Genomic DNA, 22267 nt, shown 5'->3' with positions numbered 1-22267 from the left:
ATCTCCCGAAGCGACGCCGCCCACAACGCAAGCGTCTCCTCAATCGACGCTGCCTGCGTCCACGATCTTCGAATCATGGTTGCCCATGGATTCAGAAACCCACTAAAAAAACAACTGTAATGCTAGTGCAGCGTGAGGCTCGCCGGCGTCGTATGCGTGCCGACGGTTTGTGGCGCACGCTTGCGCACGAGGCGACCGCCATTGTTGTTGTTCTTCCAGGCCGCGAGTTTCCTCTTGAAGCGCTCGGGTGGCCGCGGCGTGCCATCGAAATAGCGGACGAGAGAGCCGAGCGGCACGGTATCGTAGATGGTTTGTGCTGACATGACGTCCTCCTGTGAGGGTTGGGGAACAGAACCGCCCGCCGGCCGGAGCCGACGGCGTAGACGTTCGGAAAAGGAGAGGGCAGGGGCTATTCGGCCGCGACGGCATAGGAGTCGGTAGATTCCTCGAAGCCGTCATCGGCGGCGAGATTCTCCGCTACGGCGGTGGCCATGCCGTCACGATCGTCAGATGCATCAGATGTCTCGTCGAGTTCGTCCGGGTCGGTCGAGGAATAGCGCTCGACCCAAGCTGCGACCTCGTCAGGCGAGGGGGCGAAGCGGGCCGCCTGATGCACGAAGCGCCCGTCCGAGAAATGCTTGACGAGTTCGGCGCGCGTGTCCTTCACCCGCGTCCGCGGTAGCACGGGCGTATCCTTGCAGGCCGCCTCGAGCGCTGTTCGGGGTAAGCACGACAGGAAGTCCTCCGTGCCCATATTCGGCAGGAAGTTGTCGGCGCCGACCGCATCGCCAGCGACCCGTGCCACGAGGCCACTGTCCGACCGGTTCTCGCGGCAAGAGAGTACGTCCATCAGCACGGTCCGAGCCGCCTGCTGCAAGCTCTCACGCTCGAAGGCGAGCTTGCCATCCTTGTCGATCAAGTGGGCGGCATGTCGTGCGAGCCGAGCGAAGCCATCGGCATTACCGGAGGCGATGCTGACATTCTGCCCGGCGAAGGCGAGCACAAGCAGCGCAAGCAGCATGTCGTCCTCGATCGGAGCGCGCGCGAGCGCTTCATGCAACGCATCGGTCCGAAGATCGCCGATCATTTCCATGCCCTTGCGCGTCACCTCGGGACGCGTCTTCGGCGCCTCGATCGGGCCGTCCTCCAAAGCGGGTTCGTCGTTGCCGGCTTTCTTCTTGGCTGCAGCCGGCACGCGGTAGCAGACGGACTGCACCTTGCCATCGCGATCAAGATACATCGCGGTGTGGTCGGATTTCCCGGGCTTTCCATAGACGCGGTCGGACTTCGGCGGCAGCTTCGGCTGGCCATATTCGTTGACTTCGACAATGGCACCGCGCTTGGGCAAATGGCTCGCCATCCACTCGTGCTGTGCGCCGAGATAGGCCTCAACATCGATCGTATAGCGGCTGTCCTCGTCGGCCGGGGCGAACAGATCCTCTTGCCAGAGAATGCCATAAGCCTGGGCGAGGTCTTCGCCGAAGCTTGCATCGCGCGCGTACATCCGCCTCTTGGTCAGCGCCTGCGCGGCGCTCCACCAGGAGACCTGGGGATTGGCCTTGCCCGGCCTGTGTTTCTTCCAGACCTCCTTTCGATCTTCAAGCGAGGCCGACGCGATGGTCCGAAGCTGGCGTTCGTCCGGCATATCGCCCTTGGCCATCTGGTCCAGCATCGCCGGCAGCACGTTGGCCAGCAGGCGCAGCTTCTTGAACAGGCTGCGCCAGCGCGACGCCGATCGCCTCCTCGCTCCAGCCGAGAGCGACGAGCCGTTCAATAGCACGCCACTGGTCGACCGGATTGAGCGGCTCATGCGCTAACGTCTCGGCGAGCGACCGCATGGCGCCGCCATCTTCAGCACGGTCAACGACCAGGACCGCAATCTCCTCAAGATCCGCCGCGATGGCCTGTTTGACGCGCCGGTGCCCGGCGTCGATCACGTAGCTGTTGCCGCCGTTGGTTTCGGGAGCCACCACAGGCGGCTGAACGATGCCGACTGCCTTGATCGTGGCGAGCAGCAACGCATCAGCCTGGGGATTGGACTTGGAGTGGCGCGCCTTGTCGGGGTTTTCCTTCAGCGCGCGCGGATCGACGAATCTCAGTTCCATGGCAATGCTCCATTGAGGGGTCTGGCCGCCGCTCGGCCGGCCTTCTTCGTCTCCTTCCCGAAGACCCCTTCCGGCCCGCAGGGCGGGCGGCGCGGCGCAACTGCCGCCGAGCATCCCTGCCCGGCAGGCGCGAGCAGGGCGCAAGGCGCCTTGCGAGCGCGCCGCGGCCGGGATCGCGAGACGGTCGGTTGTGCATCAGACTACTTTAGGCCATATCGCATTGATTTTGTTGCCATTATTTGAATAGTCGATTCTGTTGGGGCCGGGGATTGGAGGCGGTTAGCCGCGAGATCATTAACCTCGATCGATCCGATACATGGCCCTCTGATCTTATCGCTGTTCTATCCGAACATCACGACACACTGCGCTCACACGAGGCCGGCCCGTTGAGTAACCGTTACGATGCGGCGGTCTACAGCGTGGTTGATGCACTGCAGCCCTGTAGCGTCGTCGGCTGGCACTGCACTCGACTCGCCGCTCACGAGGTCGAGGACATCAAGAACAACGGAATGACAGTGCTCGACATTGGTTTTGTGTCGCGCCGAATTGGGGCTGCAGTCCGGACGGGACTGCTTTCCGCCAGCCACGGTGATCGCCTCACGAGGACCAATCAGGCCGCCGAAAAATATCGTGCTGGCATGTTGTGGTTCTGCTTTTTCAGGCCCGGCATCGCGGGAGAAAGCGGTATCGGCGATCTCCTCCGGTTCTGGGGCGGCGAGGCCGTCTATAACTCTCATGACTGCGATCCGGAAATGGGTCCGATCATTGCCGCGATTGGGAAGCCGGCAATCGTGGAAGCGGAGATCCCGATCGCATGGTGTGGCGGGGACCGCGGATTACGTTTGGCGATGAATATAGGTCAGAGGTTCGTCATCGCCAGAGGCACACCAAGCCCACGTTCGAGCCATGTTGAAGACAACATCAAGCGGCCGCTTCCGAGCGAATTCATCCGCCAGGTGCATGTTCATCCCACTGCGGAGTTCACAAGACTGGCCGGTTGCGCGGATTGGCATCGCCCTCTCTGACCAAGGCGCAGCGGCCCGCATTTTGTTTGCACACCAACGTGAGCGCGGCGTTCAATGAATGCTGGACGACCTTCGTCGTTTAAGTCACGCGCGTGTAGGTCTCTCCATCGATCACCCGCTGTACCTGGTCTCTATTCCGTGCGCCGATGCGTTCGGCGATGACATCTGCCGAATGGATCCTCGACAGTTCCCGAATCGCGCGGACCTGCTCGACGGATAGGCGGTCATCTCGGCCACAAATCTGCGCCACCGCCCACGCATCGTCCTTCCATCTCTCCGAAACCCAGGGGGCGGGCAGGCCCTTCCGCGGATGCTCGCGCAGCCAAGCCTCGACCAGGCGATCACGCTCGTCGGGCATCGGCACCACCCGCTCAGCCAACATGCCGTGCTCGCGAAGATACCGCAGCCCAGATTTTCCGCCGGGGATCATGTTCAGGCGCCGCTCATCGTGCCAGTGCCCGTCCACGAGCCATTCCTCTGTCGCGTAGAGCCGTTCGATGTCGTCGGTGACAGCCATGACCTTATGGTGGATGTAGGTCACCCGGCCTGCACCCATCTCTTCCCGCAGCTTGCGATGGAACAGCAAGGGGCTGCCGGTTTCGATTGCCCGCCGATGTTCAGCCCACCGCTTTTGCCAGCTTCGAGTGGTGACGCCGACATAGAAAAACCCATCGTCAGGATATGACGGTCCCGCACCGAAAATGTGCTGATAAAGCACGTAAGCCTTCTTCGGAAACGCATAGGGAGCCAGCAGATGGCGCGCCGGCGCCGAAAAGACCTGGCTTGGATCCTTGACGCCTGCGATGTGCGTAGATGTGTCTCCACGCGCAGCTGCAGCAAGAAGGGCATAATCCTCAACGACATCGAACCGAATTTCCGGCCGCAATGCGAGTTCGCCTTCCTCAAGGGTATGACCCGATCGAAACTGATCGGGCCCCACCATTCTGTGCCCTGGCCTGACCTTGGACTGTGGCGCAATGAAAACCGGTCTGTCGCCGAGAGCGACGAAATGGACAGCCGGAATGAACTGGCCCGATTTGACCCGGATCAGTCCGTGCTCCTGCATCGCCATGGTGAGCCATCGTGCACCATATTCCGAACGACACCATTGCCGCAGCAACGTCTCGACTTCGCGAAACCGGCGATGCATCGGCTTTGGAGCGAGATGCTCCCACCAAGCGCGGATGATCGAGACCAAGACTCCCCAAACTTCTGCCGGCGTGATGTCTCACCGGCTCGTTATCCTAATACAACCCCCGCCGGCCACCGGTGCCTTGCGAACCGGCAAACGACGTCACCATCGATCCGTCCCCGAGTGCGATCGGAGGAACATCGTTTTCTATGATCACGAACTGAGCTTGATCGTTTTTCTCGACCAGGAACCGATAGAAGTGTTCCTTGAGCCCGCTGTCCTTCACTTCCTCCTCGTCAGCATCCAGCTCACCATGTCTCGAGGTCAGCGGATCGCGATAACTCAGCAAAGGGCTGTCGAGAACCACGATACCTGGATGCGGAAGCTTCTTCTGCCGGCAGTACAGCAGGACACCGATTTTGAATGCGGCATTCATCAACGCCCTTACGCCTTTGCCATTTGCACGACGGCTTTTTCCGTCGATGAGAATATCGTGCGTTTTATCGTCAAACGAGACGGTCGGCAGGCCCGGGAACTTCCAAGCATGAAGCACGGTCTGCACAGTGGTCGCAAACTCATGGCCTGTCACGCCGTCGATCCCCGCCGTCACGCTGCCGCGTGGCAGCGATTTGGGCTTGAACGCCTCGAGTTGCGCCTTCCGGCGATGCAGCTCATCGATGCGCTGTCTGAGGGCGAGGCCCTGCCTCGTCATGAAGCGAGCGGTGTCAAGCTCCTCGTAGGTTCGGCGCGTTGCAACTTCCAGCGGCTTTACCTCATCGAGCTTTCGATCGATGTCCTCGATATCGCCTGAAAGCCGCTCGGCGCGTTTTAGCAATCCTTCCTGTTCGGCCTCCAGAGAGCGCGTTGCCTTCGCAAGGTCGGCCCGCTCCGACCCGATCTTCGCCATCTCGGCCCGAACCGCTCTCTGAGTTATCTCGACCTCGTCAATGCCATGCGCATGCAACTGATGCGATGGATCCGCGCCACAGAGCGGGCAGGGCCTACGCGCGCCCGCTAGCAACGCCGCACCGCCTTCCTCGAGCGCGGCCAGCCGCTGCAGATCGCTTTCGTAAACACTCTTGAGCAGAGCAAATCGTTCCAGCGAGAGCGTGATTTCCGTCCGACGCTCCTGGGCGTCTCTGAGGGATTCCATTTTCGACCGCCGATCCAGACGGAGCTCATCCAAAAGCGATTGCCGATCCGACATCGTCTGCTGAAGGTCTCGGATCGACGCGGTTTGTTTTTCTGCCTGGTCGTTCAGGTCCGGGTCGCCGGGATAGTCCCGTTCCCACTCCTGTTGCGCGGCCGCTATCATTTCGTCGATGATCTCGACCTTGCCCGAATTTGCAGTTCGCTGGGAATCTGCGTTTTGTGTAGTGACGATCGCGGAATCATCGACCCCAGTCAGGATAAATTTCAAAACATTCTTGTCGAATGTCTCGCCGCTGCGGTCTGAAATTCGGATGGGGCTCCACTCCCCCATCATGTTCGTTTCTTCGGTGTAAACGAACGCAGCGTAGTGCCGGAATGTGAAAGCGCTCTTGTCGCCCGTTAGCGTGCGAGCGATTTCCTTCGCGCCGACTCCGAGTTCGCCAAGCAAAAAACCCGACAGGCTCTCGCCCTTTCCGCGATGATCCCAGGACAGCGTCCGAGCAGCCCGACCAGCCGATTCCGGATCTATCGAACCGATGTGAAGGCCGAAGTCTCCGCCCTTCATCGCCCGCTCTAGCGTCACCGTGCCGCTCACAGGAAGCTTAAGCTCAAGCCAGCATTTGTCGTAGCCCTGAGCTTCGGTGATAGGCGGAAGGGGCATCTTGGCGCCCGACATGAAGTCGAGCGCCTTGACGATATAGGATTTGCCGCTGTTGGAGGCGCCCCAAACGACATTGATGCGTTCCTCGAACATGAGGGTGACGGGCTTTTTTCCGGGGCCGGTAATCGTAAGCCGGCGAAGGAGGAAGCGCGCTGGATCCGTTAAGCTCATATCGAACCTGTCTGGAAGGCATCGGTCCAATCACCGATCCGCTCCCGCACCAACCGCTTGAACTGCGTCTTGCTGTGGGCTTTTACCTGCTCGGCTAGCCAGCGCGCACAAGCCTTCATCTGCACGGAGTAGTCCGTTTCGAGCAGCTCGACATAGGCTGCGGCCTCTTCGGAAGCGCGATAAACAATGCCTTCCTCGGCACCCTCCTGGTCAACGAGATGACATCGCTGCATAAGCTGCAAGCTTGACTCGACCAATCGCCGACGAACCAAAAGCTCGCCCTTCCGACCAGGAACCTCGGGATGTAGGCTTGGCGGGCCGCCAAGATCGGCGGTATGCACGACGACATGATCGAACAGGACCATTTCGGCTAGGTCCAACGTCTCCGGCCGCAAATGCTCCAGTACGACGACGGCCCTGATGCCGGCCTCGAGAGGAGAGTTGAACAATCCTCCGAACTCGCGCTCGCCTACGGCGCCCATTTCAGCCGTCCTTCATTCGCGAGATGATGGCAAATCCCCTGTTTTACGGGGATGCGCACTGTACGGCCGATCAAGCTCGCCGGCAGGATCGATGCGTGCTTCATGACCGCGTCGACGCGTCGGAGAAGCGTCTCGTGTCGATCGCGGTGGACCTCGATGACGCCGTGATAGACGTCGTCCTCAAACGTCACAAGCGCGCCCGGAGCAGTATTGTCCCGGTGAAACCGCTTGAACGAGGCCGCCTCGAAAAAGCGCGTGCGTTGATCGCGAAAATGCTCGCCGTGATCCGCATGCGCCAGGACGTCGTCGGCCGACATGAAGGCGCCGCTGCTGGCCTCTCCATAGACGTGACGGAGCTGCTCGACGTACTGCGCCTCCTCCGGCTGAATGGCCTGTGGCGCTTCGCCGGCGGGTGCCTCGTCTGGCATCAACCCAAGCACCTTGGACAAGGCTGGCCCCGCTGCCTGGTCCTTTACGAGCATCGGTGCCGTCAGATGCTCGACGCGCGAGAAATCGAAGCCATCGATCGCGGCCCTGATCTCCGGTGTCAACGCAACCGTTTCTCGCCGGGTTATGCTCCCGGAGCAGTGCTCGTCCCACCCATCGATCAGCGCGGCTTTCAGCGTCGAGGGGTTGTTGATCAAGTCCATCAACGAGCCGACGATGCCGCGCGGCGCGACGAACACATATTTTTCAGGCAGGCTTTTGTAGGCGCCCCGACAATGATGGAAAAACACCTTGCCGAGCTCGGCGAGCCCCTCGGACTTGCCAAGCTTACCGCCTCGCGTCTTCCGCTTGCATTGAAAGAGATGCCAAGCTCCTTCATGCCGGGCGCGGGTCAGAAAGCCGATCACGTCGCGGCCCTTGTCATTCGCCGCGCCGATTCTTTCGACCCGATCATATTGCTGAGAGCGACGCTCCACCCACAGTTCGATGAACTCCTCGAGCTGTGTGTCATCGATCTCCATCAACCGAACAGCGAGGCTAGTCACGTCAGCGCACTAGCTCTATTAAACGGAGCACTGCGGTGCGATCTGCAACTACAGATTCCGCACCCGATCAACGATGCTGTCTTGATAATTCCGTCACCAACTTTTTCTATTGTTATCGCCACGAATCTTGCACCCCCCCTCTCCGATCGTGAGCGACTCTACATTAAGAATCTGGTTTCGCCCATTGCTCTTCTGACTCGATCGCATCATAACGTGCTTGCTGAGGCGTGCACGAGCTGTCGAGACCGGCAGGGGCCGAGAACCGACGCATCTACGAAGGAGGGAAGGGGCTTCGCTGCTCGCAGATCGTCTCGCGTAGCTAGCGTTTACATTCGCGTTTTTCCTATCCACCGGGCAGCAAGTTGGCAGGTCGGAGTGCATTCGTAAGCCTCCTGGATCGCGTCGGCATGTTCGGGCGCCGCGGCGATCATGATCTTTATTCACTCCACCTCTGGTATGATGGAGTGCTCACGCAGCCGCCGGTATTCGGCAAGCATACTTCGACTTTTTGCTGCTCATGCTTCTTGGAATAAGATCGTCGGAAGCCCGCGGCGTGGTAGTGTCCATCGAGTTCGATCACCGCATTGAAAATGATCGCGCGTGACCCGCAGTGAAGATGGATATATGGTCGGGTTGATGTGCGGAATCGGACCACTCTGTAAGCAGGTGAAATGTCCACGCAAACTAAGTCTACCCAAAAATGTTGGGACGTGGAGCCGGTAGTGGATGTTTTTCCGTGGTCGTAACCGCACCAACGCTAGCTCACGTTCAGTCCTTTCGACGCACTGCAAATCACAAGATTTTTTCGATCCCACGCGTCAAGTTCGTCCACCGGGTATAAGACGGCTTTGCCGATCTTGACGTATGCAGGTCCGATTCGCATCGCGCGCCAATTCCGCAGCGTGCCCACTGTGACCTCGCCACGGTACCGTGCAGACACTTCCTCGGCGGTAAGGAATTTTGCGTCTGACATTCGTATTCTCCATCACTCCGCCGCACGACACGTCACGGTCGAAATGGCCGAGATGTTGACACCTGGAATGACGGAAGGAAACGATATTTTCGATGAGCCCCGTAGCTCGCGTCAAACGCGGGCGACTTAGCGCGTCGGCCTTCGTTGATAGTCGCACGCTGGCGTGACGGAGCGTAGTAAAAATACTTGCGCCTTTCGGCCCCAGGTCACGAAGGCTGCGGGCGGGGCGTTCATGGCGGCCCAGAAAGATCCGTCAGGAAGCGCGCGCAACCTACATCCGGCACCAGAGATCGATAATTTCTTACATCGCGAAGTCGTTTTAGTTGCTGAAGCTGTTTTGGATCGATATGTGGTCGGATAGGTTCGTCTATGCGACTGCAGTCCAGATACGTTGTGTAGCGCCTCGATCTGTAGCGCCTCCGTCGAAGAGTCGCAGTGTCTCCTAATCAGATACCCCCGACAACGGCTCATTCCAGACTGCCCGGAAGCATTGTCTTGCGATGAACTGAATCGTCAAGCCAACCCGGCTGAAACGGCCGGAAGGGCTGAAATACGCCGATCCTGATATCCTGAATTCCCGCGTTACGCTTTTGAGGGGAAAGCCTTCCCCTACGCCCGAGCCCGTGGTCTCGGTCGACCCCTTCTGCGGGGAGCGCCCCGCAACGCCCCCATTAGAGTGAGAGGGCGGACGGGCTTCGCCGTGACGGGTTGAAGAACGGAGGAGAGGCCTCCGGCGCCTGTCGTGGAGATGACCCATGACCCAAGTCGAAGTTTTCAATGCTGCTCGCAACCACGCCAACGGCTACAAGGTAGATATAACCCGCGGCGAGCGCGTCGGCCGCGTATCGTCGGAGTGGTTCTCGCGGCCAGCAGACGAGCGCTATCTGTCCCTGTCGGACCTCTATGCCGCGGTGCGTGGACGGACCGAGCGTAGCCGGACGCGAACGGTCGAGAGCGCCGCGATCCGGGTTGAGGCCAGCCGCGACGATGCCGAGCGCTTGGCATTGATGCTGCCCGGTTCTGACGCGCCGATCGCGCCAACCCACTGGAGCTTCGGCCAGCTCGCCGGCCTGGTCGGAGCGCCGGCGGCCTACCTCCGGCAGCTTCCGGCGCCGCTCGCTGGCATCAACCTGCAATACGGCTTGACCTCCCATCGCGCCGAGCAGGTCAAGACGCTCGAGATCGAAGATGGTCGCGTCGAGCTGCGCGCCGTTACGGGTTGCGACTATGGCCGTATTTTTGACGACGAACTCGTGGCGGCCGTTCAGCGCATCGCCGGCAACGGCACGGGCGACACGCGCTGGAAGATTCCAGGTGTCCTCGAATTCTCGACCGGCGTCTATAATCCGCATGTCGACATCAGTCAGGATACGACGACTCTATATGCATCTGACCGCGACGTCTTCCTGTTTCTGGTCGACGACCTCAATCCGATCGAGGCCGGCCGGCTGCCCGACGGCTCGCCGGACCTCTACTTCCGCGGCTTCTACTGCTGGAATTCCGAGGTGGGCGCGAACGCTCTCTACGAGAAGGGCGACCGCTATGGCGGCGGCGCCACGCCAAACACCGTCGAGCAGCGCATCACTGAGGCCGATCGCATCGCCAGGGCCGTCGATCTCGACATGGTGGAAGCCGGCTGGCGTCCCACAGTGGAGAACTATTTCGGCCGGGTCCCGAAGCGCCGCATCCTCGAGGCCGTGCGGGAAGGCGCCGGCGAGCGGGCCGCCCAGCTCATCGATCATATGAAGAAGGGCGACATGGCCAAGGAGGCCGAACGCCTCGTGGCCGCAACCGGCTGGCTGCCCGAGCCCCTGAGAATGGCCGACGCCGATCAGGCGGCGACCGTCGACGCCGCGGAGCCCGAGGGCGACGGCGAGGCGCTGCCGGAATTCCTCGCCGGCGATGACGAGGAAGCTCCGGTCGAAGAAGCGGACGAGCCGCACATGATCGCGGCCGAATAGCTCGACCACGTGGGGCGGCTTCGGTCGTCCCGCGTCTCTTCACTGCCAATCCACCCCAAAGCCTGGCGCGAGCCGGGCTTTTGCATTCTGGAGGCGCTCGTGCCGCTCTTCACCATCGAGACGACCTATCATCTGCCGATCCACCGGCAGCGAACCTACGACGCCGAAACGCTCGGCCAAGCCTGCGATCTCGCGATCGCCGACGAGGGCTGGGACGACCAGAAGTCGGACGTCGAAAACTCCGGCGACACCCATGTCACGGGCGTCTGGGAAGGCCGCGACGCCGCCTACATCGGCCAGGCCCTGCCGATTCCCTCACGTTTCGAGGAGCAGGTCCAGCGCAAGGCCGACCATTTCGAGTTGCTGCTCGGTCTGCTCAAGATACTCGCCCACGTCCCGGAGGGTGGCTCAGCGGATGTCGAGCTGTGGCGCCGACGGGCGGACGCTGCCATCGCGAAGGCTGAGGCCATTCTTGCGGGCGAGAACGATCCGATCGAGGGAGCTGCGTCGTGACGCATCGTCACCGTCGTCGAATGCGATGCGAGCTACCTCGCGGAAGCGGTCGCCGCCGTTGACGACGGCCAAGCCAGGCCATCTTGGCAGAAGTGACGAACGCTCTGTGTGCGGCGCCCCGCCATCCGGTGGGGCGCCGTTTCTCATGTCGGGCACGGCCTGGATGCTGAGAGGGAGAGGTCGGCCGGGACGGGTTTGAGCCGGTGCGGTCCAAGAGAGAGCGCCGACCGGCTTCCCCGTTCCCGCTCTCCGAGGTTTCCTTCATGACCGACCTTTCTCCGATCGCGGCCGATCAGGCCGCGCCGATCTCGCCTGTCCGCGCTCCCGAGGGCGCCAGGATCATCATCGCTGCCGCGGAGCAGCTTCTCCCGCATCTCGAGCGTGGCCGACGCATCGACGCCGCAATCCTGCGCGCCGCCATGGAAGCGGCCTTCGGCGCATCTGATGCGACGGGCGCCTGGGATTGGAAGATGGCCTATGACGCCTGTGAGGCCGCTACCGTCCTGTTCGTGCGCAAATACGGAAAGGCGCTGTTCCGCAAAGCCGGCTCTCCGGCTTCACGACTTTCCGTATTGAACAAGATCGCGAGGCTTCTGCCGACCCACACGCGCCGCTCTGTCGAGAGCGAGACCTTCCAGCAATTCTCGACGCCGATCCCGCTCGGTCTGGCTGCGCTGACCGCGGCCGCCATCACGGCGGCGGATCGCGTGCTGGAGCCGTCTGCAGGCACCGGCCTTCTCGCCATCCTCGCCGAGATCGCGGGCGGCGGGCTCTTGCTGAACGAACTCGCGGAGACCAGGGCTATGTTGCTCTCTTCCCTCTTCCCGGCCATTTCCGTCACGCGCTTCGATGCGGCCCAAATCGACGATCACCTCAATCCCGCCGTCGTCCCCAGTGTCGTGCTGATGAACCCGCCGTTCTCGGCGATGGCGAACGTTTCCGGCCGCATGGCCGACACGGCCTACCGTCACATCGCCTCGGCCCTGGCGCGCCTCGCCGATGGCGGCCGGCTGGTCACGATATCAGGCGGAAACGTCTCACCCGAAGCCTCGGCCTGGCGCGACGCCTTCGCCCGGTTGCAGGAGCGCGGGCGCGTGGTGTTCACCGCCGCGATCGACGGCGCGGTCTATGCCAAGCACGGCACCACGATCGAGACGCGCCTGACTGTCATCGACAAGGCGCCGCCCGATGACCCGCACGCGTTCCCGTCGTCGCCGGGAATAGCGCCCGACGTCGCAACGCTGCTCCGCTGGATCGGCGAACACGTTCCACCTCGCCTGACCGTCGCATCGACTGCCGCGCTTCCCGCGCCAGCCTCGCCGGCGCCTCGCACCGTGCGTGGCTATCTCGCACCGGCCGCCGCACGGTCGGCCAAGCCGTCGGTCACCGATCCCGAAGCCGTTGACCTCGCCTATGAGACAATCGACTGGACGCCGCCCGAGGGCGCGCATCTCAGTGACGCCATCTACGAGGAATACCGGCTGCAATCGATCCGGATCCCCGGCGCGCAGGCGCACCCGACCAAGCTGGTGCAGTCGGCCGCAATGGCCTCGGTCGCGCCGCCGAAGCCGAGCTATCGGCCGCGCATGCCGGCGAACCTCGTCAACGACGGCCTCCTGTCCGACGCCCAGCTCGAGACGGTGATCTATGCCGGCGAGGCGCATGGCGACTATCTTGCTGGCGCCTGGACGGTGGACGAGACCTTCGACCTCGTCACGGCCGCCCGCGACGACGCACCGAACGCCGTCCGTTTCCGTCGAGGCTTCATGCTGGGCGATGGGACCGGCGCCGGCAAGGGCCGCCAGTCCGCCGGCATCATTCTCGACAACTGGCTGCAGGGTCGGCGCAAGGCGGTCTGGATCTCGAAGTCGGACAAGCTGCTCGAGGACGCGCAGCGCGACTGGTCGGCGCTCGGCATGGAGCGTCTGCTGGTCACGCCGCTTTCGCGCTTCCCTCAAGGGCGCGAGATCCGGCTGGCGGAAGGCGTCCTATTTTTAACCTACGCTACGCTGAGGTCCGACGACCGCGGCGAGAAGCTTTCGCGCGTCCGGCAGATTGTTCAATGGTTGGGCTCCGACTTCGACGGAGTCATCATTTTCGACGAGAGCCATGCCATGCAGAATGCCGGTGGCGGCAAGGGCGAGCGGGGCGATGTCGCCCCCTCGCGGCAGGGCCGTGCGGGCTTGCGCTTGCAGCACGCGCTGTCCAGCGCCCGCGTTGTCTATGTCTCGGCGACGGGCGCGACCGCCGTGCACAATCTCGCCTACGCCCAGCGGCTCGGCCTGTGGGGCGGCGACGACTTCCCGTTCGCCACCCGCGCCGAGTTCGTCGAGGCGATTGAGGAAGGCGGCGTCGCGGCGATGGAGGTGCTCTCCCGCGATCTTCGCTCACTCGGCCTCTACACCGCCCGCTCGCTTTCCTACGACGGCGTGGAATACGAACTCGTCGAGCACCAGCTTACAGACGAGCAGCGCCGCATCTACGACGCCTACGCCGGCGCCTTCAGCGTCATCCACAATCACCTCGACGCGGCGATGCAGGCCGCCAACATCACCGGGGAGACCGGCACGCTCAATCGCCAGGCGAAGTCGGCCGCGCGCTCGGCCTTCGAGTCCGCCAAGCAGCGCTTCTTCGGCCATCTGCTCACCAGCATGAAGACGCCAACCCTGGTTCGCTCCATCGAGCGCGACCTGGCCGAAGGCCATGCCGCCGTCATCCAGATCGTGTCGACCGGCGAAGCGCTGATGGAGCGCCGGCTCGCCGAGATCCCACCTGAGGAATGGAACGACGTCCGCGTGGACATCACGCCGCGCGAGTATGTGCTGGATTATCTCGCCCATTCCTTCCCGGTGCAGCTCTACGAGCCCTTCACCGATAGCGAGGGCAATCTCTCGTCCCGGCCCGTCGTCCGCGACGGCCAGCCGGTCGAGTGCCGCGAGGCCGTCGCTCGCCGCAATGAGCTGATCGAGCGCCTCGCTTCGCTTCCGCCTGTTCCCGGCGCGCTCGACCAGATCGTGCAGCGTTTCGGCACGGACCTCGTGGCGGAAGTGACCGGACGTTCGCGGCGCGTCGTGCGCAAGGGCGACCGTCTTACGGTCGAGACCCGCGCCGCCTCCGCCAACCTCGCCGAGACCGCCGCCTTCACGGGCGACCTGAAGCAGGTTCTCGTCTTTTCGGAGGCTGGCGGTACGGGCCGCAGTTACCACGCCGACCTGTCAGCGCGGAACCGGCGACTGCGCGTCCATTATCTGCTCGAGCCGGGCTGGAAGGCGGACGCGGCGATCCAGGGCCTCGGGCGCACCAACCGCACCAACCAGGCGCAGCCGCCTCTCTTCGGGACGATCGCCACCGACGTGAAGGCGGAGAAGCGCTTCCTCTCGACCATTGCCCGCCGCCTCGACACGCTCGGTGCCATCACGCGCGGCCAGCGCCAGACCGGCGGCCAGGGCCTGTTTCGGCCCGAGGACAATCTCGAGAGCCACTACGCCCGCGATGCGCTGCGCCAGCTCTATCTGCTGCTCGTGCGCGGCAAGGTCGAAGGCTGCTCGCTCCAGATCTTCGAGGACGCCACGGGCCTGAGGCTTACGGACGCGAACGGCATCAAGGACGATCTGCCGCCGATCACGACGTTCCTGAATCGCCTGCTCGCGCTCACCATCGACCTGCAGGGCGTGCTGTTCACGGCCTTCGAGCAGTTGCTGAACGCCAAGGTCGAGGGTGCCATCGCCAGCGGCGTCTATGATGTCGGACTGGAGACATTGCAGGCCGAGAGCTTTGTCGTCGCCGACCGGCGCTCGATCTACACGCACCCTGCGACCGGATCGGAAACCCGGCTGCTCACGATCACCGAACGTCGGCGCAATCACCCCATGACGCTGGATCGAGCGCTCGATTATCTCGCCGATGCCCGGGTGATGCTACTGGTCAACGAGCGCTCGGGCCGCGCCGCGGTGCAGATTCCGGCACCGAGCTTCATGCTCGATGACGGCGAGATCGAATGCCGCGTGCGGCTGATCCGGCCGATGGAGCATCATCATGCTTCGATGAAGATGATGGACGAGAGCCATTGGCAGCCTGCAAATCGCGAGACATTCGCCACAGCATGGAACGGCGAAGTCGCGGACGTGCCGCAGTTCGTCGAGAGTACCCTCCATATCGTCGCCGGCTTGCTGTTGCCGATCTGGAAGCGGCTCCCAAACGACTCGACCCGGGTCTATCGGCTGCAGACCGACGAGGGCGAGCGGATCATAGGTCGCAGGGTCTCACCCGCCTGGGCGGCGAACGCTTCCGTGACCGGCACCACCAGCTTGACGCCGGACGAAGCTTTCTCGGCGCTGATGGAGGGCCGAACCGTCCTCGACCTCGCCGAGGGCCTGCAGCTCCGCCGCGTGCGCGTCATGGGCGTCCACCGCATCGAGCTGTCCGGCTTCACCGACGCGATGCGCGATCGGCTGCGTGCCTACGGCCTCTTCAGCGAAATCATCTCGTGGAAGCTGCGCATGTTCGTGCCATCAGACGCGAGCGGCACCGGGGTGTTGGCGAAGGTGCTCGACCACTATCCGGTCGCGCGCATCGGCGAGCGGGAGGCCGCCTGATGGCCAGCGGCAACGCCTCCGAACTGGCCCGCCGTCTCGCGCGTGACGCCGAGGCGGTGTGCCGCCATTACCTGTCCAACGGGCGGCGCCAGGGTCGCTACTGGACGGTGGGCGACGTCCGCAATACGCCTGGCCGGTCGATGTTCGTCCGCCTCAGCGGACCGGACTCCGGTCCAGGCGCCGCCGGGCATTGGCGAGATGCCGCCTCGGCCGAACATGGCGATCTCCTCGACGTAATCCGCGAGAGCTGCGGTTTTATTGACTTTCGCGATGTCGCCAATGAGGCACGACGCTTTCTGAGTCTGCCGCGTCCAGAACTGCACCCCGAGCCAAATCGCCCCCGGTCACGAAAATCGCCCGCGCCCCCCGGATCGCCAGATTCGGCGCGGCGACTCTTCGGCATGTCGCAGTCGATCGTGGGCACACTGGTAGAAGCGTATCTCCGCAATCGCGGCATTACAGCTTTGCACGAAACCGGAAGTCTGCGCTTTCACCGACGGTGCTACTACCGGCCCGACGACCACAGCCCGACGGAAACGTGGCCGGCGATGATCGCTTCCGTCAGCGATCTCACCGGACGTCTCACCGGTGCGCATCGCACCTGGCTCGATCCACGCGGCTTCAGCGAGGCAACGCTCGGCAAGGCGCCGATCGATACGCCGAGGCGGGCGATGGGCGACCTTCTCGGTCACGCCGTACGCTTTGGCGTGGCGGGCGAGGTGATGGCGGCCGGCGAAGGCATCGAGACGATGCTGTCCCTGCGATGTGTCCTCCCCACCATGCCGATGGCGGCAGCGCTCTCGGCGTCGCATCTCGCCGCCATCCTATTTCCTGATACGCTGCGGCGACTCTACGTCGCCCGCGACGACGATCCTGCCGGTGACGGCGCCATGGCGACGTTGATCGAGCGGGCGCAGGAGGCCGGGATCGAGCCGATCGTGATCTCGCCACGGCTCGGCGACTTCAACGAGGATCTTCGGATGCTGGGGATCAATGCGCTTCGAGCCGCGAGCCGGGTGCAGATCGCGGCGCGGGACGTCGCCCGCTTCATGGAGCTGGCGGCATAGCCGGAACGGGGCGAGGGAGGCGCGGCCGCTTCGTCACCGAGGCCGGTGATCATGCTTCCCTTCTGCGCCGGAGAGGACCGCACCCACGGCCTTCTGAGAGGGCGATCGGGCGGCAAGCGGTCTGGACCGGCAACCTCGTGGGCCGACTATTTTCCGTCGGCGGCAGAGCCGCCTTTACATCGCGAGGCAAAATAGTCGGCCCCCTTCGGTCCTCCGCCAAGGCTTTGTCCCTCCGCTTCGCTGCGGGTGCAGGTCCATCCCGCCCGCCGCTTTCGTCGCCATGAAGGCCGCGATGGGCGCGGTCGATTCGACGAGGGAAAGCTGCAATGACCACCGACCACGACGATGATTTCGAGCCGCACCACAGCTCATCCCCGACCGACAAGGTCCTGCAAGAACTCCAACTCCACGGTTATCGCCCCTTCCAGGATGAGCCCGATCCCCGGCCGCTTCCCGAAGCAAAGATCCTTGCCGGCAGCATCGCCGATATCTTCGACGCCCTTGTCGTCGCGCTGTCGGACACCCGCCTCGAACCCGACCTTGCCGACTTGCTCTGGTCAACGGTGAACGTCTTCCACCGCGCCATCGATCGTATTGAGGGCGAGCTCGACAGCAACGAACTGGCGCAGCAGCGCTCGCAGCGGGAACAGGACGGCAGCGAGGTCAAATCCGTCGAGCTGGAGCGTCTGACGGCAGAAGGGCAGACCCTGATCGAACGCCGAAACGCCTTCGAGCTGATGCGCGATCAGGCCGCCGACCAGTTCGAACGCCACACCCACTCGGCCTGGCGGCCGCGCAACGGGTCAAAGGTCAACCACCGCAATCTCACGGCGGCGTTGATCGACAGCCGCGATTTCCTGGCCGCGAAGAGGCGCGCCGACAACCAGGTGCTCCTGCCGCCCGGCCCGAAGGTCGCCCTGACCGGTGGGCTCGACTTCAATGATCACCGGTTGATCTGGGCCAAGCTCGACCAGGTGCACGCCAAGCATGCGGACATGGTGTTGCTGCACGGCGGATCGCCCAAGGGCGCCGAGCTGATCGCCGCCAAGTGGGCCGACAACCGGAAGGTGCCGCAGATCGCCTTCAAGCCCGACTGGACGAAGCATGCCAAGGCCGCTCCGTTCAAACGCAACGATGCGATGCTGGAGACGCTTCCCATCGGAGTGTTGCACTTCCCCGGCACCGGCATCCAGGGCAACCTCGCCGACAAGGCCAAGAAGCTCGGCATCCCGGTCTGGACATTCGGCGGCGCGTGAGCGCTGCCGCTAATTCTAATGACCAGGAGCTCTCCGGCTCGTTCGATGCTGCTGATCGTGCGACCAGCCGCGGCCCGCGCGCGTTCGCCGCAGCGTTGCACCGGGTTCGCTCGGATCACACGAAAAACCCTGGCATGAAAGCCAGGGCTCGTGGTGCCACGGCGTACATCCGGCCGCGACAATCGACTCCTAGTTGGCATGAGGTTTTTGAACAGAATGTGACCTCTGCGGCGTCCATTCTTGAGTGTCGCGCTGATATCCGTCGCCACCATCGATCGTTGGTCTTGCGAGGTAGGTTAAAATTCTATGGTACCTTCTCGTCCCGCAATGAACTGTTGTTGGCTGCACGTGAGGCAGGCGCGTCGGAATAATTACCATACGTCGGTGGGAGACTGTGGTTTGTTGAGTGCCACGAACACGCGATCGCGCTCAGCTTCTCGTTTCCGAGCCAACCTGAAACGTTGCGGCGTTTCCTCAACTTGAGGCACGCTTGCATTGACACTATTGTTCAAGAGCGAAGTGAAAGCGCTGACACTTTACCTTTATTCTGTAAGCGCTTAGCCGCAACCCTATTGACACTGGCTTGACGTTTTGCGGAACCGCCACGGCATGAGGTCTTCGATTCTGTTATGGGGATGGCCGTCGATGATCGCCTCGAGTGTTTCGGCGATGTAGGCGGCCGGGTTGACGTCGCTGAGCTTGCAGGTGGCGACGATCGACGCAAGCAAGGCCCAATTTTCAGCCCCGACCTCATGACCGGCGAAGAGCGCATTTTTTCTGGTCAGGCAGACTGGCCGGATGGCGTTCTCGACGGGGTTCGTGTGTGTGCCTTGCAAGGCGCACTGTTCTCCCTGGTGGAAACCCAGGCCGGCTAACTCTCGCTCCAGCCGGAAGTATTCGGGGCGGGTCAGGAGGCGACGAATGACCTGAAGCACTCCGAAAATGAGCCCTTTCGAGGGTCGACGGTCCGCGCGGGCCGCAACGTGAGTGAACATTGAGCAGGCCTCGAAATGTCGTTGTGGGAGCCGACCCGCCATTCTAACGGGGAAGGCCGATGTCGTGGGGGAAGCGAGCGAGAAACGCACCCCAAGGTCCCACCGGGGTAGTGATGGCAGCACGCGCGGGACATGGACAGTGAGCAACAAGGGAAGTCTGCCGCCGTGGGGGGCACAAGCCTACATCCAACGACGAACCCGTGAGGGCCAGCGTCGGCGGTAGCAGATGGCGGATGGGTTCGCAGTACCGGTGATGTCGGGTAACGCCGGCGGAGGAAAGGGACCCTGACTCGATCCATGCGAGAACGACAGTTGAGAACACGGCGATTGGTGATGAACCTAGCAACACCGGAAATATCCGTTCAGAAACTTCAAACCTCGCTGCAGGCGAAAGCTAAGGCTGAACCGGACTATCGATTCTACTCTCTTTGGGACAAAGTCTGCAGATTGGATGTGCTGGAAGAAGCCTACAGGCGCTGCCGTGGAAATCGGGGCGCTCCTGGGGTAGATGACGTCACATTTGCTCAGATCGAAACCGAGGGACGCGAGCGATGGCTGGAAAATGCCAGAGAGGAGCTGATGTCGAGCAACTACCGACCACAGCCCCTGCTGAGAGTATGGATACCGAAGAGCAATGGCGGACGTCGACCGCTTAGCATTCCAACCGTAAAAGACCGGACGGTCATGACGGCGGCGATGCTGGTGATCGGCGCCATCTTCGAAGCGGACCTGCTGGACAACCAGTATGGCTTCCGCCCGAAACTGGACGCCAAGATGGCGGTACGCCGCGTGTTCTGGCACATCAGAGACCATCGACGATCGGAGATCGTCGACGCGGATTTGAGGGATTACTTCACCTCGATTCCGCATGCACCACTGGTGAAATGCCTCACACGCAGGATTGCCGACGGTTGGCTCCTCTCAATGATCAAAGACTGGCTGACAGTCGCGGTTATCGAGAGAGACGGTCGGCGAACCACGAGGACGGCGGAGTCCCGTACGAAGAAAAGAGGAACTCCACAGGGCTCACCCCTGAGCCCGCTGTTGGCGAATCTCTACTTTCGTCGGTTCTTGCTGGCTTGGCGCAAACACGGACACCAAGGCCAACTCGATGCGCATATCGTGAATTACGCGGATGACTTCGTGATCTGCTGTCGCCCCGGCTCGTCCGAGACGGCAATGGTGCGGATGCAGACGCTAATGAACAGGCTTGGGTTGGAGGTGAACGAGACCAAGACGCGGCTCGCTCGGGTCCCGGAGGATAGCGTAACATTCCTCGGGTACACGATCGGGCGCTTCCATGGAAAGGGAGGTCAAGCCTTTCTGGGCACAAGGCCTTCCAAGAAAGCCATTCGACGATTGCTCAAACAGATCCATGACCGCACGACACGTCAGTGGTACCCGGACACACCGGAGAACACTGTCGCTGTCATCAATCGCATCCTACGCGGTTGGTGCGGCTACTTCGACCAAGGCCCAGTGGTGGAAACTTACAACCTCATTCGGCAATACGTCGATCGTCGTCTGCGACATTGGTTGGTTCAGCGCACTGGGGCGCGTGGGCGAGGCTTCAAGCGTTACTCGCAGGAGTACCTGCATGAAACGCTTGGCCTCTACCGCCTCCCCAGAGCGCGCGCCGACATGCCGAGAGCGAAGGCTTGACGGATCGAGAGAAAGCCGGGTGCGGGAAATCCGCACGCCCGGTTTGACGAGCGGCGACTGGAAACGGAGCCATGGTCCGAAATGAGGCACCGGCACTCAGCGAAAGCTGCCGGCAAACGGCAACTCCTCGGAACCTGTAGCCACCGCGCCAGTCGTCGACTCTACCCAGCTCGATGCGGCCGTCGTCGAGAAACAAGGTAAGCCCATCCCAATGGTTCAGGAGATAGGCGATCGCCTTGCCCATCTCGCTGCCCGGCGACAGGCGGGCGGCTTGCTCGCGCAGGAACTTCTTCAGTTCGACGACGAGCGGCCGTGATCGTTCGTTGCGCGCCTTTTGTCGGACCGCGGCGTCGGCGCCACGGATCTCCTTCTCGATTGCATAGAGCGCGGCGATGCGCGCGAGGACGGCTTCGGCGATGGGTGAGCCGGCCTTCGGAGTCGCGGCAATGATCTCGCGCCTCGAGTGGGACCAGCATGCGGCCAGCCGCAGCGGCGCGCCGCCTTGACGCTCGGGTCGTGCGAGCCTGTGATAGCCTTGGTATCCATCGACCTGAACGGTGCCGTCGAAGCCGTCGAGGATATGCTCGGCATGTTTGCCACTGCGTCCTGGCGCGTAGTGGTAGACCACGATTGGTGGATCAGCGCCGCCGTGGCCGCGATCGTCGCGCAGGACAGCCCACAGATAGCCGGTCTTGGTTCGGCCCCGGCCCGGATCGAGCACGGGCGCCCTGGTCTCGTCCATGAACAAGCGGCCCGATTGCTTCATCACGACGCTCATGCGCTCGACCAGCGGCGCGAGGTGGAAGGCGACCGTTCCCATCCAATCCGCCAGAACGGCGCGATCGATGAGGATGCCATGCCGGGCCAGAACCTGGGACTGACGATAGAGCGGCATGTGCTCGCTGAACTTGGCGACCGCCACCTGCGCCAGCATCGCCTCGGTGGGGAGGCCACCCTCCACCAGATGGGCGGGCGCCGGCGCCTGGCGCACGCCGGCGCATCCTGTCGCGCAGGCGTAGCGCGGTCGCACCGCCTCGACCACGCGATACTGGGCCGGCGTCACGTCGAGGCGTCTGGAGCGATCCTCGCCGATCCGGACCATCTGGCCGCAGCCGCAGGGACACTCGAGGTTCTCGGGTTCGATCACCTGCTCAATGCGCGGCAGGTGCGCGGGAAAGGCGCGGGCGGCGCGGCTGGCCCGGCGACCCGACGGTGCCGCGCCGGCGCGGCGCGCACGATCGTCCTGGCGCTCCTGGACTTCGGCGATGGCGATCTCGATGTCTTCGAGCACCAGCTGCATCTGATCGGGATTGAACTTCTCCGAGCGTTTGCCGAAGCGTGCGCGCTCGTACTCCTTCACGAGCAGTTCGAGACGGTCGACGATCTGTTTGGACGCAGCTAGTGGTTCATCACAGTGATTTTGACGTTTTGATACCGAGCCATTCGAGGATCGGCAAGTTTTCGGGTGGCAGGAGAATCTCGATGCTTCGGGGAACGCCGGGCTGACGGCGAATGAAGCCGTTTC

14 protein-coding genes and 2 pseudogenes are annotated in these 22267 nt (G+C 62.8%); 7 read left to right on the top strand and 9 right to left on the bottom strand.

All coding sequences use genetic code 11. The features are described from left to right. Window positions 1-122 precede the first annotated feature (122 nt). Window positions 123-323, bottom strand: coding sequence for a hypothetical protein (locus ACZYOF_RS32295; protein WP_463718306.1), 201 nt, complete (start codon window positions 321-323; stop codon window positions 123-125). An 86-nt stretch (window positions 324-409) separates the two neighbouring features. Next, a pseudogene (locus tag ACZYOF_RS32290) lies at window positions 410-2105 on the bottom strand (ParB N-terminal domain-containing protein). A gap of 269 nt (window positions 2106-2374) precedes the next feature. Between ACZYOF_RS32290 and ACZYOF_RS32285 the strand changes: the two are divergent. Continuing rightward, window positions 2375-3130 carry a hypothetical protein gene (locus tag ACZYOF_RS32285; protein WP_463718305.1) on the top strand — a complete coding sequence of 252 codons (756 nt, stop codon included), beginning with the start codon at window positions 2375-2377 and terminating at the stop codon, window positions 3128-3130. 79 nt (window positions 3131-3209) lie between these two features. Here the strand turns inward: ACZYOF_RS32285 and ACZYOF_RS32280 are convergent, their stop codons facing one another. The 5 genes from ACZYOF_RS32280 to ACZYOF_RS32260 form a co-directional block, all read right to left on the bottom strand. Then, the gene (locus tag ACZYOF_RS32280; protein WP_463718304.1) at window positions 3210-4328 is read right to left on the bottom strand and encodes a GIY-YIG nuclease family protein; all 1119 of its coding nucleotides are present in this window, start codon (window positions 4326-4328) and stop codon (window positions 3210-3212) included. A gap of 46 nt (window positions 4329-4374) precedes the next feature. After that, on the bottom strand, window positions 4375-6246 hold the full coding sequence (locus ACZYOF_RS32275; RefSeq protein WP_463718303.1) for a hypothetical protein: 1872 nt from the start codon (window positions 6244-6246) through the stop codon (window positions 4375-4377). Continuing rightward, a complete protein-coding gene (locus ACZYOF_RS32270; protein WP_463718302.1) occupies window positions 6243-6728 on the bottom strand; it encodes an ABC-three component system middle component 2 in 486 nt (161 codons plus the stop codon). Before ACZYOF_RS32270 ends, ACZYOF_RS32275 begins: the two co-directional genes overlap by 4 nt. Beyond that, window positions 6716-7720, bottom strand: a complete 1005-nt coding sequence (locus tag ACZYOF_RS32265; RefSeq protein WP_463718301.1) for an ABC-three component system protein — start codon at window positions 7718-7720, stop codon at window positions 6716-6718. The genes ACZYOF_RS32270 and ACZYOF_RS32265 overlap by 13 nt, the downstream gene beginning before the upstream one ends. 757 nt (window positions 7721-8477) lie before the next feature. Beyond that, window positions 8478-8693, bottom strand: coding sequence for a helix-turn-helix domain-containing protein (locus ACZYOF_RS32260; RefSeq protein ID WP_463718300.1), 216 nt, complete (start codon window positions 8691-8693; stop codon window positions 8478-8480). A 755-nt stretch (window positions 8694-9448) separates the two neighbouring features. On the opposite strand from ACZYOF_RS32260, the gene ACZYOF_RS32255 reads away from it, so the two are divergent. The 5 genes from ACZYOF_RS32255 (at window position 9449) to ACZYOF_RS32235 (ending at window position 18085) form a co-directional block, all read left to right on the top strand. Beyond that, the gene (locus ACZYOF_RS32255; RefSeq protein WP_463718299.1) at window positions 9449-10654 is read left to right on the top strand and encodes a hypothetical protein; all 1206 of its coding nucleotides are present in this window, start codon (window positions 9449-9451) and stop codon (window positions 10652-10654) included. Window positions 10655-10753: 99 nt separating this feature from the next. Further along, the gene (locus ACZYOF_RS32250) at window positions 10754-11167 is read left to right on the top strand and encodes a hypothetical protein (RefSeq protein WP_463718298.1); all 414 of its coding nucleotides are present in this window, start codon (window positions 10754-10756) and stop codon (window positions 11165-11167) included. Between the two features lie 263 nt (window positions 11168-11430). After that, window positions 11431-15762 (top strand): strawberry notch-like NTP hydrolase domain-containing protein, encoded by a 4332-nt coding sequence (locus tag ACZYOF_RS32245; RefSeq protein ID WP_463718297.1) that lies wholly within the window; start codon window positions 11431-11433, stop codon window positions 15760-15762. Then, entirely contained in the window at window positions 15762-16829 is a 1068-nt protein-coding gene (locus ACZYOF_RS32240; protein ID WP_463718296.1) for a DUF7146 domain-containing protein, read from the top strand. Before ACZYOF_RS32245 ends, ACZYOF_RS32240 begins: the two co-directional genes overlap by 1 nt. Window positions 16830-17155: 326 nt before the next feature. Further along, on the top strand, window positions 17156-18085 hold the full coding sequence (locus tag ACZYOF_RS32235; RefSeq protein ID WP_463718295.1) for a DUF2493 domain-containing protein: 930 nt from the start codon (window positions 17156-17158) through the stop codon (window positions 18083-18085). 569 nt (window positions 18086-18654) lie between these two features. Here the strand turns inward: ACZYOF_RS32235 and ACZYOF_RS32230 are convergent. After that, window positions 18655-18906: pseudogene (locus ACZYOF_RS32230) on the bottom strand (transposase domain-containing protein); the annotation flags it as partial. Between the two features lie 507 nt (window positions 18907-19413). Here ACZYOF_RS32230 and ltrA point away from each other — a divergent pair. Then, window positions 19414-20742: a group II intron reverse transcriptase/maturase gene (gene ltrA, locus ACZYOF_RS32225; protein WP_463718294.1), complete on the top strand. Its 1329-nt coding sequence runs from the start codon at window positions 19414-19416 to the stop codon at window positions 20740-20742. Here the strand turns inward: ltrA and tnpC are convergent. Beyond that, on the bottom strand, window positions 20651-22267 hold a 1617-nt coding region (tnpC, locus tag ACZYOF_RS32220; RefSeq protein ID WP_463718293.1), incomplete at its 5' end, for an IS66 family transposase. The two genes, ltrA and tnpC, sit on opposite strands and share 92 nt — an antisense overlap.

The sequence above is a fragment of the Bradyrhizobium sp. LeoA1Lang genome, from assembly GCF_055413685.1.
This window is presented reverse-complemented; position numbering and strand designations above follow the sequence as displayed.

Bases quoted from the DNA above. Each gene is read 5' to 3' on its own strand.
- ACZYOF_RS32295 (WP_463718306.1), bottom strand. From the start codon at position 323: ATGTCAGCACAAACCATCTACGATACCGTGCCGCTCGGCTCTCTCGTC.
- ACZYOF_RS32275 (WP_463718303.1), bottom strand. From the start codon at position 6,246: ATGAGCTTAACGGATCCAGCGCGCTTCCTCCTTCGCCGGCTTACGATT.
- ACZYOF_RS32270 (WP_463718302.1), bottom strand. From the start codon at position 6,728: ATGGGCGCCGTAGGCGAGCGCGAGTTCGGAGGATTGTTCAACTCTCCT.
- ACZYOF_RS32260 (WP_463718300.1), bottom strand. From the start codon at position 8,693: ATGTCAGACGCAAAATTCCTTACCGCCGAGGAAGTGTCTGCACGGTAC.
- ACZYOF_RS32255 (WP_463718299.1), top strand. From the start codon at position 9,449: ATGACCCAAGTCGAAGTTTTCAATGCTGCTCGCAACCACGCCAACGGC.
- ACZYOF_RS32245 (WP_463718297.1), top strand. From the start codon at position 11,431: ATGACCGACCTTTCTCCGATCGCGGCCGATCAGGCCGCGCCGATCTCG.
- ACZYOF_RS32240 (WP_463718296.1), top strand. From the start codon at position 15,762: ATGGCCAGCGGCAACGCCTCCGAACTGGCCCGCCGTCTCGCGCGTGAC.
- ACZYOF_RS32235 (WP_463718295.1), top strand. From the start codon at position 17,156: ATGACCACCGACCACGACGATGATTTCGAGCCGCACCACAGCTCATCC.
- ltrA (WP_463718294.1), top strand. From the start codon at position 19,414: ATGAACCTAGCAACACCGGAAATATCCGTTCAGAAACTTCAAACCTCG.